Genomic DNA, 15,956 nt, shown 5'->3' with positions numbered 1-15,956 from the left:
TTGATAGGAATCCTTCCATGTGCAAACGATAGCCGTAAAAAAGCCCCGCATCTCGTCAAGAGAGCGGGGCTTTTCGTATTTTTTGCGTTTAGATCTGTTCAGCCCACAGGTCGTATTCGTCGGCGTCGGTCACTTTGCACCAGACCTTGTCGCCCGGCTTGAGGTTGCTGCCGTTATCGATGAAGACGTTACCGTCGATTTCCGGGGCGTCGAAGAAGCAGCGGCCCACGGCGCCTTGCTCGTCGACTTCATCGACCAGCACTTCGATCTCGCGGCCGATGCGCATTTGCAGGCGCGCCGAGCTGATGGCCTGCTGGTGCGCCATGAAGCGCTCCCAACGGTCCTGCTTGACGTCGTCCGGGACGACTTCCAGGTCCAGGTCATTGGCCGGTGCGCCTTCAACCGGCGAGTACTGGAAGCAGCCGACGCGGTCGAGCTGGGCTTCGGTCAGCCAATTCAGCAGGTACTGGAAGTCCTCTTCGGTCTCGCCCGGGAAGCCGACGATGAAGGTCGAGCGGATGATCAGGTCCGGGCAGATTTCGCGCCAGTTCTTGATGCGTGCCAGGGTCTTGTCTTCGAAGGCGGGGCGCTTCATCGATTTCAACACCTTCGGGCTGGCGTGCTGGAACGGGATGTCCAGGTACGGCAGGATTTTTCCGGCGGCCATCAGCGGGATCAGCTCGTCAACGTGCGGATACGGGTAAACGTAGTGCAGGCGAACCCAGACGCCGAGTGTGCTCAGGGCTTCGCAGAGTTCGGTCATGCGGGTTTTCACTGGCGCGCCGTTCCAGAAACCGGTGCGGTATTTCACGTCGACGCCATAGGCGCTGGTGTCCTGGGAGATCACCAACAGTTCCTTGACGCCGGACTTGACCAGGCGCTGGGCCTCGTCGAGCACGTCGCCCACCGGGCGGCTGACCAGTTTGCCGCGCATCGACGGGATGATGCAGAAGCTGCAGCTGTGGTTGCAGCCTTCGGAAATCTTCAGGTAGGCGTAGTGGCGCGGAGTCAGCTTGATGCCTTGTGGCGGCACCAGGTCGATCAGCGGGTTGTGGTCCTGGCGTGGCGGCACGACTTCGTGCACGGCGTTGACCACTTGCTCGTACTGCTGCGGACCGGTCACGGCCAGCACGCTCGGGTGTACGTCGCGAATGTTGCCTTCTTCGACGCCCATGCAGCCGGTCACGATGACCTTGCCGTTTTCCTTGATGGCTTCGCCGATCACTTCCAGGGACTCGGCCTTGGCCGAATCGATGAAGCCGCAGGTGTTGACCACCACGACGTCGGCGTCCTGGTACGTGGAGACAACGTCATAGCCTTCCATGCGCAGCTGGGTAAGGATGCGCTCGGAGTCGACCAGTGCTTTGGGGCAACCCAGGGATACGAAGCCAACCTTTGGATTGGCCGACGCAGGAGTGGTGGACATGTCTAACCTCGGTATTTTGTGACGCCTCGTGCCGAGTGCGGCAAGACGACGGACGGGCGCTTATTTGGCGCCTCTGATCAAAAAGTGCGCAATTCTAGCGATGGTAAGCCCACTTGACCAGCTTTATGCAGGGAAATACGACGAGTGCTGCGCTATGCTTCGCGCCGTTACGCTTTACTGGTTTTTTACAGTCAACAAAACGTCTGTAACCTTATGTAAAACAGCGCATGCTGCACGACAAAGCATAGTGCTTCTTTCAAAGAAGCCCGGGTCTGAGAAGTAGGAGTGGTGGATGGGTCAGGCAAGTAGTCAGGCTGCCGGTGCCGAGCACTCGGCGGTGAAGCCGATCGGTATGCTGGTCGCGGCAGTCGGGGTGGTTTATGGCGATATCGGCACCAGTCCGTTGTACACCCTCAAGGAAGTGTTTTCCGGCGGCTATGGCGTGCCGGTCAACCATGACGGGGTGCTGGGGATTCTGGCACTCATTTTCTGGTCGCTGATCTGGGTCGTGTCGATCAAGTACATGATGTTCGTCCTGCGCGCTGACAACCAGGGCGAAGGCGGGATCATGGCCCTGACCGCACTGGCCCGGCGGGCGGCGGCGGGCCACGCGAAGTTGCGCACGTTGTTGGTGGTTTGCGGGCTGATCGGTGCGGCGCTGTTCTATGGCGACAGCATGATTACCCCGGCGATTTCCGTGCTGTCGGCGATCGAAGGCCTGGGGCTGGCATTCGAAGGTATCGACCATTGGGTGGTGCCATTGTCGCTGGTGGTGCTGGTCGCGCTGTTTCTGATCCAGCGTCACGGCACTGCGCGCATCGGCATTCTGTTCGGGCCGATCATGGTCACCTGGTTCCTGGTGCTGGGTGCACTGGGCGTCTATGGCATCAGCCAGCATCCGGAAGTCCTGGAAGCGATGAACCCGGTGTGGGGCGTGCGTTTCTTCATGGTCCACCCGGGCATGGGTGTGACGATTCTCGGCGCCGTGGTACTCGCACTGACCGGTGCCGAAGCGCTGTACGCGGACATGGGCCACTTTGGCCGCAAGCCGATCGCTCGTGCCTGGTTCATTCTCGTGCTGCCGGCGCTGGTGCTGAACTACTTCGGCCAGGGCGCGCTCCTGCTGGGCGATCCGGAAGCTGCCCGTAACCCGTTCTACCTGCTGGCACCGAGCTGGGCATTGATCCCGCTGGTCGGCCTGTCGACCCTGGCCACGGTGATTGCCTCGCAAGCGGTGATTTCCGGTGCGTTCTCCCTGACCCGTCAGGCGATCCAGCTAGGTTACATTCCGCGCATGCATATCCAGCACACGTCCAGTGCCGAACAGGGCCAGATCTACATCGGTGCGGTGAACTGGGCGTTGATGGTCGGCGTGATTCTGCTGGTGATCGGTTTCGAATCCTCCGGCGCCCTGGCCTCGGCCTACGGCGTGGCAGTGACGGGCACCATGCTGATGACCACTATCCTGGTGTCCGCGGTGATCCTGCTGCTGTGGAAGTGGCCACCGGTCCTTGTGGTGCCGATCCTGTTGGGTTTCCTGCTGGTAGATGGTTTGTACTTCGCCGCCAACGTACCGAAAATCGTTCAGGGCGGTGCATTTCCGGTGATCGCCGGTTTCGCGCTGTTTGTGCTGATGACCACCTGGAAGCGCGGCAAGCAGTTGCTGGTCGAGCGCATCGATGAGGGGGGGTTGCCGCTGCCGATCTTTATCAGCAGCATCGCGGTACAACCGCCCCATCGCGTTCAGGGTACTGCCGTGTTCCTGACGGCGCGGCCGGATGCCGTACCCCACGCACTGTTGCACAACCTGCTGCATAACCAGGTGTTGCATGAGCAAGTGGTACTGCTGACGGTGGTGTACGAAGACATCCCGCGGGTGCCGCCGACGCGGCGCTTCGAGGTGGATTCCTACGGTGAAGGTTTCTTCCGGGTGATCCTGCACTTCGGCTTCACCGACGAGCCGGACGTACCGAAGGCGTTGAAGCTGTGTCATCTCGATGAACTGGACTTCAGCCCGATGCGCACGACTTACTTCCTCAGTCGCGAGACGGTCATCGCTTCCAAGCTCGAAGGCATGTCTCGTTGGCGGGAAGCGCTGTTTGCCTTCATGTTGCAGAACGCCAACGGCAATTTGCGTTTCTTCAATCTGCCGCTGAACCGGGTGATTGAGTTGGGTACTCAGGTCGAGATGTAAGCCTCATCAAAAAGCCCCCGTTGCCTTGCGGCAGCGGGGGCTTTTTTGTACCTGGTCGCTGGATACTTCAGAACCTCTGTGGGAGCGAGCTTGCTCGCGATGGCGGTGCCACATTCAACAGAAATGCTGACTGATCTACCGCTATCGCGAGCAAGCTCGCTCCCACAGGGGGGGTGGTGCACGCAGGAATGAAAAAGCCCCCGCTACCGTAAGATAACGAGGGCTCTTTAGTGAGACTCAGATCACTCCTGAGCTTCAGTTTCCTTCACCTGCCGCTTCTCGATCACCTCCACCAGACGCTTGGCCAGCGCCGGGTAGTTCTCGTCGAAGTGGTGGCCGCCAGGCAACTTGATGGCTTCGCCCACCGCCGTCTTGTCGGTGCAGCCACTCTCGTCGGTTTCTTCTTCACCGTAGATGCACACCACTTTGGCGGCTGGCAGCTTGGCCATTTCCGGGCCGGTGGCGGCTTCCTTGCCGGCGTTGCCGAGCCAGCCTTCGACTTCGATTTCGAAGCTGCCGGTGCGGGCGAAGGCCAGCAGGATGATCGCGTCGACGCGCTGCTGTTCCGATTCGGCCAGGCGGTTATAGATTGCTGGCAGAACATCGGCACCGAACGAGTAACCGGTCAGGATGAAGCGCTTGGTGCCCCATTTCTGCCGGTAGTGCTGCATCAGTTCGGTCAGGTCCAGCGCGCTTTGCTCAGGGCTCTTGTGCTGCCAGTAGTAGCGCAGGGTGTCGATGCCGACCACCGGGTAGCCGATCTTGGCCATCTCGCCCGCCACATCGCGGTCGAGGTCGCGCCAGCCGCCGTCACCGGACAGGAACAGGGTCACGGTGTCCCTGGCCTGACCGGCGGGCACTTCGACCACCGGAATCTGCAGGCCGCCAGCGGCTTTGTCGCCGCCGACGAGGATCTTGCGCAGTTCGTTGTTCAGCACTTGCGGCAGGTTGATGTCGTAGTCGCTGATGCTGGTTTCGGCGTTCGGCTGATTACGCACGAAGCCGGCACTGGTGTCGTCCGGGTTGTCGTTCCACGCGACCAGCCAGTGACCGTGGGCAGCGCTTTTGGGCAGCAGGTGAGTGCAGCCGCCCTTTTCCAGGGCCAGGTCGACCGAGACGGCCTGGGCCTTGTCATTCTTCTGCTCGGACAACCAGCGCCAGGCCAGCACGGCACCCGGGCCGATGCCGCTGACCAGGGTCGCCGGGCCTTCGAGTTCTCTCAGGCCCGACTGCAGGGCGCGACTTTGCAGCAGGCAGTCCTTGGGCAGGATCACCTGGACAATCTGCGCCGAGCCACTGCGGCTCAGGGTCATCAATTGCTTGTCGCTGAGTTTCTGGTCTTCGTTGACCGCCACCAGCACCTGGGCGCGTGGCGTGGTGCCGGGGATGACACGGGTCATCGCCGCACCATCGGTCGGGGTCAGCCATTCGAGGGTCGGTTCCGGTGCCGGGCGTTTCAGGTACCAGAAGCCGCCAGCGAGAATCAGGGCCACTATCACCAGCGTGCCCAATACATACCGCAAGGAGCGTTGAATCATCAGCGTTTCACCAATCCGGTCAAGCCGCCCGCGATCAGGGCGGCAGTGTCGGCCAGCGCAACCAGCGGATCGAGTCCGGCGGGCACGGCCATATAACGGGGTTCCCAATCAGGCTGGAACTTGTCTTTGAAGCGGCGCAAGCCCTGGAAGTTGTACAGCTGCTCACCACGGCGGAATACCATCGAGCCCAGGCGCTGGGTCAATGGCGCGCCGCGACGGGGTTGCAACCCCGACAACGGCACCATACCCAGGCTGAAACGCGCGTATCCATGGTTTTTATAATGTTGAATCAGGCCGACCATCATGAATTCCATGGTCAGCTTCGGGGCGTCCGGGTGCGCGCGCATCAGGTCGAGGCTGGCCAGGTCGTGGCCGTAGGTCTCGAGCAAGTTGGCGAACGCCACCGGGCGTCCTTCGAAACGAATCACTGCGATGCGGAAATACTTCAGGTAGTCATCGCTGAAACGGCCCAGCGAAAAACCTTTCTCGCGGACATTCTTGCCGGTCAGCCAGGCATCGGAAATCACCTTGAGTTCATCCATCGGCGCCTGGCCCGGCTCGAAGATTTCCAGCGACAGGCCGTCACGGGTGCCACGGTTCCAGGTGTAGCGCAGGTCCTTCATCTCTTTGCCCTTGGCTTCGAGATCAAAACGCTTGAGGTCGACCCGGGCTTCTTCGCCCAGCTTGATCGCGGTCAGGCCGATGTCCATGTAGTACGGCAGGTTCTCTGCGCGCACTTGATAGAACACGGGGCGGGCGTGGTGGATGTCGCACAGGTCGCGGAACTGCCAGATCATTTCCGCCCGTTGCTGGCCCGGGCCGATCGGGTCATACAGCGCCACCAGGCTGCGGCCGCGACGGGCGTACATCAGGAACGCCTCGTCATTGGGGTGAAACAGCAGCGCCTTGTCACCGGTCAGGGCCAGGCCGCCATCGGGTTGCGCGGAGGCCATGAGGATCTTGCTGGCGCGCTCCAGCTCCTCGGGTGTCGGCAGGTGAATGACCGGGCGCGCGGTGCGCAGCAACCAGGTCAGCGACACCACGACCAGTAGCACGGCAGCCCCGAGCAGCGAACGCAGGCCGCGAGGGGCATCGGCGTCCAGAGTGAATTGCCACCAGAGTTGATGGCTGTACGGAACGTCCTGATAGGCAAACAGCAGCAACCAGATCGACGCCCCGAGCACGCACAGGCTGGCCACCAGGTACAGCGGCGAGAACGGTACTTCGGTCAGGCGGCTGGGGCGGTAGAACGAGCGGCGGAACACCCCGAGCAGGCTCGCCGTCAGCACCATCAGGCTGGCCTCTTCCCAGTCGAAACCCTTGAGCAGTGAGAGCAGGGCGCCGACCAGCAGCAGGATGGTGGTCAGCATCCACGCGGCCGACAACCGGCGGCGCAGACCCTGGGCCAGCAACAGGCAAAGCACGCCGACCAGGCTGGCGCCAAAGTGCGAAGCATCGACCAGTCGATGGGGGATCAGAAAACCGATGTGTTCCAGACGGGTGTCGATTTCCGGGGTGGCGCCGGAGAACAGCAGGACAACACCGGACAGAAACACCAGCACCGCCAGTATCGGTGCCGCCAGGCCCGAGGCCGCGCGCAATGTCTGGCGTGTCTGGAACAGGCGCTGACCTTCGTTGACCAGCAACAGCAGGCAGGCCACCAGCAAGGGCAGGACCACGTAGATCAAGCGATAGAGCAGCAGGGCGGCCGCCAGTGGCGCAGCACCCAGGGTGTCGGAAAAGGCCGCCAGCAAGATCGCCTCGAACACCCCGACACCGCCCGGCACATGACTGAGCACGCCAGCGGCCAGCGCCAGCAGGTAAACCAGGATAAACGCACCGAAGGGTGGCGTTTCCGGCAGCAGCAGATAGAGCACCGTAGCGGCGGCTGCAACGTCCAGGGCGGTGATGATCAATTGCAGGAACGTCAGGCGAGTCCCGGGAAGGCGCAGGGTGCGGCGCCCGATCCTGACCAGCAGGTTGTCCGGGTAAGGCTGATCCGGCAGCCGGCGACGGTAGATGCCGATGGCCAGCACCGAAAACAGCACGAGCACGGCACTCGCCACTACGCCAAGCAATATCTCGGAGAGTCCCAGGGCGGTGGCCGCGGCAGGCAGGTCGCTGAGCGTCGCCAGGGCGGCCAGCGGCGGCAGGGCGCAACCCAGCGAGAGGCTGGCGAACAGCGTCATGCGGGCGACTTCAGCCGCTCCCAGGCCATGTCGGGCATAGAGGCGATAGCGAACCGAGCCGCCCGACAACATTGAAAGGCCGATGGCGTTGCCGATGGCAAAGGCCGTGAATCCGCCCAGTGCCAGCGTGCGCGGCGCCAGGCTCACCCCGGCATAGCGGCTGGCCGACCATTCGTAGCCGAGCAGAATGATGAAGCCCACCACGGTTGCGCCCAGTGCGCCCATCAAGGCAGGTTTCGGAACTTCGAGGATCGAGTCGTGCAGCGCGTAAAGGTCGAGTTCGCTCAGCAGGTGGCGACAGGCAATCAACGCGATCGCGAACAACAGCAGGGTGATCGCCAGGCCAATGGGTTGGCGGTATTTGCTCAAACGATCAAGCAGGCGCAAACGCTCAGCCTTGATCGGTTGTGTCGCTGTGACAGTGTCTTGTGAATCAGACGAGTTGGCGCGCATCAATCACCTCTTGGATTGTGCGCGACAGGATGGGGGTATCCAGCCAAGTTACCAATCCCTGTAGAAAAAAATAATCACAAATATTAACGCCTGTCACCGGGCGGCGGGGACGGCGCGACATCAGTCGTGAGGGCTTCAGTCTGCGATTGAGCATAGTCTGAACCCGGCGCATGGGTGGCCCCAAACGGCTTGCTGCACAGTGACAGATCATTGTTGCGAAAGGACTTTTTCAACAGATACAAAAAAGGCCACTCTTTCGAGTAGCCTTTTTTGATGTTTGGTTGCGTGCGGGAGCCGGATTTGAACCGACGACCTTCGGGTTATGAGCCCGACGAGCTACCAGACTGCTCCATCCCGCGTCTGTGTGGCGGCATTCTATAGAGAATCGTCAGGGTGTCAACCGTTAATCCAGAACCAGGTCAAATAAACGTTAAAACGCGGCAAACGGTCGCAGCCTATGCCTAAGTTTCGGAATCAGAACGATTTCTGCTGACTGCTCGAGCCAGTAAGGGTGCCGGGTTTCGGTGTCCGGCTCTACAAAACAGGCGCGCACAAAAAAGGCCACTCTTTCGAGTAGCCTTTTTTGATGTTTGGTTGCGGGAGCCGGATTTGAACCGACGACCTTCGGGTTATGAGCCCGACGAGCTACCAGACTGCTCCATCCCGCGTCTGTGTGTCGGCATTCTATAGAGATACGCCGGGGTGTCAACCTTCAATTCCGATAAAACCTGTTTTGCTTCAATCGGTTAGCTTTCCGCGGAGCGGGTTGGTCAGTCTGTGAGGCAGGCGGGGCAAGGCCTGCGGCTCTATCGGGAATGTTTTTCTGATTGAAAAAATAAATTTACCAACGACATTTCCCACGCATCGAAAAGAACATTCAGACTACTGGTGCTATATACAGGTGTCGGTGAGATACTGGATGTCCGTCACACCAATTCGCCTTTTCCTTGCCATGACTCAGCGAAAGATCATCCACGTCGATTGTGACTGTTTCTACGCCGCCATTGAGATGCGTGACGACCCGCGTCTGGCCGGCAAGCCATTGGCGGTGGGCGGGTCGGCGGACCGGCGCGGGGTGATCGCCACCTGCAATTATGAGGCGCGGGCGTATGGGGTGCGTTCGGCGATGTCCTCGGGGCATGCCTTGAAGTTGTGCCCGGACCTGACCATCGTCAAGCCGCGCATGGACGCCTATCGAGAAGCGTCCAGGGAAATCCACACGATCTTTCGCGATTACACCGAGATCATCGAGCCGCTCTCGCTCGACGAGGCGTATCTCGATGTGTCGGACAGCGCGCATTTCGCTGGCAGTGCAACGCGAATTGCCCAGGACATCCGGCGCCGGGTCTCCAATCAGTTGCACATCACCGTGTCCGCGGGGGTAGCGCCGAACAAGTTTCTGGCCAAGATCGCCAGCGACTGGAAAAAGCCCAACGGGCTGTTCGTCATCACTCCGGACCAGGTCGAGGACTTTGTCAGTGGCTTGCCGGTGAGCAAGTTGCACGGAGTCGGCAAAGTCACCGCCGACAAGCTTTCCAAGCTGGGAATCACGGATTGCCTGCAACTGCGCGAGTGGGACAAGTTGGCGCTGGTGCGTGAGTTCGGCAGCTTTGGCGAACGACTCTGGAGCCTGGCCCGTGGGATTGATGAGCGTGTGGTGCACAACGACAGTCGTCGTCAGTCAATCAGTGTCGAAAATACCTACGATGTTGACCTGCCAGACCTGAAGAGTTGCCTGGATAAGTTGCCCGAGCTGCTGGAGACCCTGGCCGGTCGCATGGCGCGAATCGACAGCAGTTATCGTCCGGGCAAGCCATTCGTCAAAGTGAAATTTCACGACTTCACGCAGACGACATTGGAGCAGGCCGGGGCAGGGCGGGATCTGGGAAGTTATCAGTTGATGCTGACCCAGGCCTTCAATCGTGGCGGTAAGCCAGTGCGGTTGTTGGGCGTGGGCGTGCGGCTGGAGGACTTGCGGGGTGGGTTCGAGCAGATGGAGTTGTTTGAGCGGTAGGCCTGAAACATAAAAGATCGCAGCCTGCGGCAGCTCCTACAGAAGATCGCGTTCGTCTGTAGGAGCTGCCGCAGGCTGCGATCTTTTTTGGGGCTTAGTTCAGCCCCGGATTCGCCACCAGCCGCTCGCCATTGCGGGCCAGCGACTTCAGGAACTCGGTCTGCAATTCTGGATCGTTGCGCGTCAGCTCGATCAGGCTCTGTTCCAGCTCACTGGCTTCTTCTTCAAGACCCAGCTCCGACAGGCGTTTGACCCGGTGGACCCACTGGCTGACTTCGTCGCCTTCGAGATCGTCATAAATCAGCCCGTGAGCCTCATAGAGCTTGCTGCGCAAGGTGCTGCTGACGGCCAGGGTGGCATCGGTGTGCACGTTGTCCTGGGCAGCCTCAACACGAATCAGCAAGCGGCTCAGATGATTGATGTCATGTTCGGCGAACGGGTTATCCAACAGATTCAGGCGCAGCACGCCATTTTTGTCGGTGGTCAGTTCGAAGGTTTCCTTGCCGGCCTTGACCTCGACCGGGCGCTCGCTCCAGGGCAGGCTTGAGTACTCCGTGCGTTTGTCGCGCTGGACTTCATCAATACCGGCCAGGTTCTGCTGCGCGCGGCCATGGGACTGCACGTTCATGAACGGGTTGAGCCCGGCGAAACCGTAGCTCAGCCAGTCCTTGGTCACGCTGTCCGGCAGATTGCCGAGGGCGAACACATTGACCACGTTGGCACCGACACCCGCCACCACGGCCACCGCGCCCAGCGGGATTTCGTAGATCTCCCGCCAGGGTTGGTACGGCGTATAGCGGTCATAGTGACGCGTGACTTCGTACTCGGTGACTTCGAAAGTCTTCTGCTCGTGGATTTTCACCCGCCGTTGCGGCAGCTCAAGCACCTTGGGCTCTCCGACATCGATCTGCAGGCTGTGATCGAGCAGTTTGCGCTCGACCCGTTCCTCGTGCTCGCTGCGTTGTGACATTTGATTGGCACAGCCGCTGACCAGAAGCGCGCCGCACAAGGCGGCGCCACCGAGGCCTAAGGTGTTTCGCTTGAACATGACGTCTCTATATCTGCTATCAGCGGCGGATGCGGGCCTGAAGGAAGGACAGCACGTCGGCGACCGGCAGCGCTTGTGCGTCGGCCTCGGTACGGCTCTTGTATTCCAGGTTGCCTTCGGCCAGGCCGCGGTCGCTGACCACGATCCGGTGTGGAATGCCGATCAGTTCCATGTCCGCGAACTTGATGCCCGGGCTGGTTTTCTTGTCACGGTCGTCCAGCAGCACTTCGAAGCCGGCAGCGGTCAGTTCCGCGTACAGCTTGTCGGTGGCTTCGCGAACCTGCTCGGTTTCGTAGCGCAGCGGCACCAGGGCAATCTGGAACGGCGCGAGCGTGTCGCTCCAGATGATCCCGTTTTCGTCGTTGTTCTGCTCGATGGCAGCCGCCACCACGCGGGACACGCCAATGCCGTAGCAGCCCATTTCCAGGGTGACCGGCTTGCCGTTCTCGCCCAGTACTTCGCACTTCATCGCTTTGCTGTACTTGTTGCCCAGCTGGAAGATGTGCCCGACTTCGATGCCGCGCTTGATTTCCAGGGTGCCTTTGCCGTCCGGGCTCGGGTCGCCGGCCACGACGTTGCGCAGGTCGGCAACGGTCGGAACAGGCAGGTCGCGCTCCCAGTTCACGCCGAAGTAGTGTTTGTCGTCGATGTTGGCACCGATGCCGAAGTCGCTCATCAGCTCGACCGAGCGGTCGATGATGATCGGCAGCGGCAGGTTCAGCGGGCCGAGGGAGCCGGCGCCGGCGCCAATGGCTTCGCGCAGTTCGCTTTCCGAGGCCATGACCAGGGGGCTGGCCACGCCTGGCTGGTTGGCGGCCTTGATTTCGTTCAGCTCATGGTCGCCACGGATGATCAGGGCGATCAGCTTGCCTTTCTCTTCGGCGTGCACCACGAGGGTTTTGATGGTTTTCTCGATCGGCAGGTTGAAGCCTTCGACCAGTTGCGCAATGGTCTTGGCGTTCGGCGTGTCGACCAGGCGCAGTTCTTCCGTCGCAGCGGCGCGCGAGGTTTCCCGTGGCACGGCTTCGGCTTTCTCGATGTTCGCGGCGTAGTCGGAGCCGTTGCTGAACACGATGTCGTCTTCACCGGACTCGGCCAGCACGTGGAACTCGTGGGAGCCGGCACCGCCGATGGAGCCGTTGTCGGCTTCAACAGGGCGGAACTTCAGGCCCAGACGGGTGAACACGTTGCAGTAGGCCTGGTGCATGCGGTCGTAGGTGACCTGCAGCGAAGGCTGGTCAGCGTGGAACGAGTAGGCGTCCTTCATGATGAATTCGCGGCCGCGCATCAGGCCGAAGCGTGGGCGGATTTCGTCACGGAATTTGGTCTGGATCTGGTACAGGTTGATCGGCAGCTGCTTGTAGCTGCTCAACTCGTTGCGCATCAGGTCGGTGATGACTTCTTCGTGGGTCGGGCCGGCGCAGAAGTCGCGACCGTGGCGATCCTTGAAGCGCAGCAATTCAGGGCCGTACTCTTCCCAGCGCCCGGATTCCTGCCACAGCTCGGCCGGTTGCGTGCTCGGCATCAACACTTCGAGAGAGCCGGCGGCGTTCATTTCTTCACGAACGACGGCTTCGACCTTGCGCATTACCCGCAAGCCCATCGGCAGCCAGGTGTACAGGCCCGAGGCAAGCTTGCGGATCATGCCGGCGCGCAGCATCAGCTGGTGGCTGATCACGACCGCGTCGGAAGGCGTTTCTTTTTGTGTGGCGAGCAAAAATTGACTGGTGCGCATGGTTGGCCGTTATCGATTGCTGATGACGAGAAATGACGGAGCATTGTACGGGCGAGATCCGCTGGCGTACAGGCGTGCGGTCGGTGGTGTGGCAGGAGGGCGCGATTCACTCGGCCCTCCGCGATTCTTCCTGCGTAATAATCCTACGATTCTTCGGCGACCGGGGTCTGCAGCGGTTCCGGGGTGGGTGTCGGACCTGCGCGGCGGTTCTCCTGGAACCAGTGCAGGGCGATCAGCAGCAGGGTCGGGACGCCGAGCAGGGCGGTAATCAGGAAGAAATCGTGATAACCGAACTTCTCCACCATGACCCCTGAGTAGCCGCCGATCAGGCGTGGCAGCAACAGCATGATCGAGCTGAGCAGGGCGTACTGGGTGGCGGAGAACTTGAGGTTGGTCAGGCTCGACAGGTAGGCCACGAAGGCCGAGGTGGCCAGGCCTGAACTGAAGTTGTCCAGGGAGATGGTCAGTACCAGCATGTTCAGGTTGGGACCCATGTCGGCGAGCATCAGGAACAGGATGTTGGTCGCCGCGGATGCGACGCCGCCGATGAACAGGATTGGCAGGATGCCGAAACGCACGATCAGCAGGCCGCCCATGCCGGCGCCGACCAGGGTCATGATCAGGCCGAAGATTTTGCTCACGCTGGCGATCTGGTCCTTGGTGAACCCCTGATCGATATAGAACACGTTGGCCATCACGCCCATGACCGTATCGGACATCCGATAGGTGGCGATCAGGCCGAGCAGCAGCAGCGCTTGCCAGCGGTATCGCAGGATGAAGTCGTTGACCGGCGTCAGCACCGGCGCCAGGCCGCGACGGCCCATGGCCGAGAGGCACAGGGCGGTCAGCGTGATGTAGAGGATGGCCCGCAGGAATGCGCGGTCTTCGAGCAGCAGGTCGAGCAGGCTCACGCCTTCGAACAGTACGCTGGCGAAGTCGGTGTTGTAGAGCTGGGTGAACATGGCTGGCACGGACACCAGCAAAATGATCAGCACGAACACCGAGGCCAGTTGATGCATGAAGCTGTAGCGCCCGGCCTGCAGTTGCGTGCGCAACGGCACGGGTGGTTCGCGCATGAACAGGGACGTCAGCAGTGCCGGGACCATCAGCGCGCCGAACAGTATGTAAGTGCCGGCCCAGGCCGAATGCTTGTAGTTGAAGCCGGTGGAGCCAAAGCCTTCGGCGAAGTACAGCGCGCCTGCGGTAGCCAGCAGCGCGGCGACCCGGTAACCGGACATATAGCTGGCGGCCAGGGCGGCCTGGCGATTGTCTTCGGCGATTTCCAGGCGGTAGGCGTCCACTGCAATGTCTTGCGTCGCTGATGCGAAAGCGACGACCACGGCAATGGCGATCAGCCAGGACAGATGCTTTTGCGGGTCGCAGAAACCCATCCCGATCAGGCCCAGGATGACCAGTGCCTGGGACAATACGAGCCAGGATCGTCGTCGGCCGAGTTTGCCGAGCAATGGCAGTCGCCATTGGTCGAGCAAGGGCGACCAGACCCATTTGAAGGCATAGGCCAGGCCGATCAGGCTTGCATAGCCAATGGTTTCACGAGCCACGCCGGCTTCACGGAGCCAGACCGAAAGTGTCGAAAACACCAGCATGTAGGGCAGGCCGGCGGCGAAGCCAAGCAGCAACAGCACGAGTGTCGAGGGGCTGGCATAAGCGGCGAGCGCGGCGCGCCAGGTTTTACGGGGCATGGGCTGGAGTCTGCCTCAAGAAATACGGAAACAAAGCGCGCACTCTAACCGCTGTGCTCTACCGGACGCCAGCCATGGCGCTGAATATCAACACGATTATTCAGGACGCTGATGCCCTCCATGCGTAATCGTGCGCGCTGCTCATCGCCCGAAGGGCTGCCGACCGGCAGGCTGATACGCCCGTTTGCGCCCAGAACGCGGTGCCAGGGCAGTTTGCTGTCACTCGGCAATTGGCTGAGCGTGCGGCCCACCCAGCGAGCGGCGCGACCCAATCCTGCAAGCTCGGCCAACTGGCCGTAGCTGACGACTTTGCCCTCGGGAACTTGCGCCAGAGTCAGATACAGCGCCGTGCGTCGGATTTGCGCTGCGCTCTCGGGTTCATCGGTTGGATCGGTCACGTCCGTCAGTCCTGAAGAAGTCTGCTTTACCGTCTGTAGAGTAATTCCTGCACGGGCGCTTGAGAAATGAACTCCACAGAAATAGTCGGGTCAGTCCTTGTCAGGGCCTTATTCCTACGGATAATGCCGATTTTTTTCGCAATTCCGAGCCCGTATTTTGCTTATGTTGTCCAGATCCCTGCTATGTCTCGCTGTCCTTGGCGCCTCCACTCCCTTGCTTGCCGATACCGTGTGGTTGAAGAACGGTGACAAGCTCAGTGGCAAGATCACGCTGTTCGATGGTGGCAAGCTGCTGATCCAGACCGAGTATGCCGGTGCGGTGACGATCGACTGGAAGCAGGTCAAGACCCTGGACAGCGATCAGGAGTTGCTGGTCAAGCAGGATGCCTATACGGGCGAGAAAGCCAAGTCGCTGAAAGCGGCAGACGCCGGCAAGGTCACGCTGGCCAACGGCGAGGCACCGAAGACGGTCGAACTGGCGAGCATTCAGCAGATTCTCAAGCCAAAACCGGTGGTCGAGGATCTGGTGTGGAAAGGCAATGTCGATGTCGCGCTGGATTATCAGCGGGCGGAAAACGACACCGATGACTACGACATCGATTTCAAGACCACTGCGCGCCACGGTCGCTGGCGGCATACCGCCGAAGGCGAATACAACCGCGAGTTCCAGGACGACGTGGTGACCACGGACAACTGGCGGGCCGAGTATTCCATCGACCGGTTCCTGACCGAACAATGGTTCTGGCAGGGGCGCCTGGTGTACAAGCGCGACAAGGTCGAAGACCTTTCCCGTCAGCGCACCGTTGGTACGGGTCCCGGCTATCAGTTCTGGGATAACGAACTCGGGGCGTTCTCCCTGGGTTCGCTGGTCAACCGCACGGACTATGATTTCTCCGATGGCAGCAAGGAAAGTTTCTACGCCCTGGCCATGACGTGGGACTACAACCGCTACCTGATCGGCAAGCGTGTCGAGTTCTTCACCAATGGTGAAGTCGGCAAGCCGCTGTCGGGTGTGGCCGACTACGCACTCGATGCCGAGATGGGGTTGCGCTACAAGGTGACTGACTGGGCTTCGCTGAACCTGAAGGCGGAGCGGGACATCATCAGCGGCACCGACGATGCGGATCTGGACAAGACACGTTACACCGCAGGGTTTGGCGTGACCTGGTAAGACGCTAAAGGATCGCAGCCTGCGGCAGCTCCTACAGAGCTGCCGCAGGCTGCGATCTTTTTTTACCTGTGAAAAACACACAGGCAC

The 15,956-nt window shown here is 60.8% G+C and carries 10 protein-coding genes and 2 tRNA genes; 3 read left to right on the top strand and 9 right to left on the bottom strand.

The genetic code is table 11. The annotated features are described in order from the left end of the window. Nucleotides 1–88: 88 nt before the first annotated feature. Entirely contained in the window at nucleotides 89–1,426 is a 1,338-nt protein-coding gene (gene rimO, locus AC3WJW_RS02960) for a 30S ribosomal protein S12 methylthiotransferase RimO (RefSeq protein WP_007971167.1), read from the bottom strand. A 292-nt stretch (nucleotides 1,427–1,718) separates the two neighbouring features. Between rimO and AC3WJW_RS02955 the strand changes: the two genes are divergently transcribed. Continuing rightward, on the top strand, nucleotides 1,719–3,620 hold the full coding sequence (locus tag AC3WJW_RS02955) for a potassium transporter Kup (protein WP_493725052.1): 1,902 nt from the start codon (nucleotides 1,719–1,721) through the stop codon (nucleotides 3,618–3,620). A 242-nt stretch (nucleotides 3,621–3,862) separates the two neighbouring features. Here the strand turns inward: AC3WJW_RS02955 and AC3WJW_RS02950 are convergent, their stop codons facing one another. From AC3WJW_RS02950 to AC3WJW_RS02935, 4 genes are all read right to left on the bottom strand, one after another. Next, on the bottom strand, nucleotides 3,863–5,158 hold the full coding sequence (locus AC3WJW_RS02950; RefSeq protein ID WP_493725051.1) for a virulence factor family protein: 1,296 nt from the start codon (nucleotides 5,156–5,158) through the stop codon (nucleotides 3,863–3,865). Further along, the gene (gene mprF / locus AC3WJW_RS02945; RefSeq protein WP_493725050.1) at nucleotides 5,158–7,800 is read right to left on the bottom strand and encodes a bifunctional lysylphosphatidylglycerol flippase/synthetase MprF; all 2,643 of its coding nucleotides are present in this window, start codon (nucleotides 7,798–7,800) and stop codon (nucleotides 5,158–5,160) included. Before mprF ends, AC3WJW_RS02950 begins: the two co-directional genes overlap by 1 nt. 285 nt (nucleotides 7,801–8,085) lie before the next feature. Next, nucleotides 8,086–8,159: transfer RNA gene (locus tag AC3WJW_RS02940), tRNA-Met, on the bottom strand. Nucleotides 8,160–8,391: 232 nt separating this feature from the next. Further along, nucleotides 8,392–8,468, bottom strand: a tRNA-Met gene (locus AC3WJW_RS02935). Between the two features lie 284 nt (nucleotides 8,469–8,752). Between AC3WJW_RS02935 and dinB the strand changes: the two genes are divergently transcribed. Then, on the top strand, nucleotides 8,753–9,814 hold the full coding sequence (gene dinB / locus AC3WJW_RS02930) for a DNA polymerase IV (RefSeq protein ID WP_493725145.1): 1,062 nt from the start codon (nucleotides 8,753–8,755) through the stop codon (nucleotides 9,812–9,814). Between the two features lie 94 nt (nucleotides 9,815–9,908). Here dinB and AC3WJW_RS02925 read toward each other — a convergent pair whose 3' ends face one another. From AC3WJW_RS02925 to AC3WJW_RS02910, 4 genes are all read right to left on the bottom strand, one after another. Beyond that, nucleotides 9,909–10,862, bottom strand: a complete 954-nt coding sequence (locus AC3WJW_RS02925) for a hypothetical protein (protein WP_493725049.1) — start codon at nucleotides 10,860–10,862, stop codon at nucleotides 9,909–9,911. Between the two features lie 19 nt (nucleotides 10,863–10,881). After that, nucleotides 10,882–12,597, bottom strand: coding sequence for a proline--tRNA ligase (locus AC3WJW_RS02920; RefSeq protein ID WP_493725048.1), 1,716 nt, complete (start codon nucleotides 12,595–12,597; stop codon nucleotides 10,882–10,884). 143 nt (nucleotides 12,598–12,740) lie between these two features. Continuing rightward, the gene (locus tag AC3WJW_RS02915) at nucleotides 12,741–14,300 is read right to left on the bottom strand and encodes an AmpG family muropeptide MFS transporter (protein WP_493725047.1); all 1,560 of its coding nucleotides are present in this window, start codon (nucleotides 14,298–14,300) and stop codon (nucleotides 12,741–12,743) included. A gap of 44 nt (nucleotides 14,301–14,344) precedes the next feature. Continuing rightward, nucleotides 14,345–14,698 (bottom strand): MGMT family protein, encoded by a 354-nt coding sequence (locus tag AC3WJW_RS02910; protein ID WP_007971652.1) that lies wholly within the window; start codon nucleotides 14,696–14,698, stop codon nucleotides 14,345–14,347. Between the two features lie 163 nt (nucleotides 14,699–14,861). On the opposite strand from AC3WJW_RS02910, the gene AC3WJW_RS02905 reads away from it, so the two are divergent. Next, on the top strand, nucleotides 14,862–15,869 hold the full coding sequence (locus AC3WJW_RS02905) for a DUF481 domain-containing protein (protein ID WP_218503871.1): 1,008 nt from the start codon (nucleotides 14,862–14,864) through the stop codon (nucleotides 15,867–15,869). The last annotated feature ends 87 nt before the right edge of the window (nucleotides 15,870–15,956 follow it).

The sequence above is a fragment of the Pseudomonas sp. GW821-FHT07G06 genome (assembly GCF_058986625.1).
The sequence above is the reverse complement of the archived record's forward strand: the minus strand, read 5'-3'. Positions and strand labels throughout refer to the sequence as shown.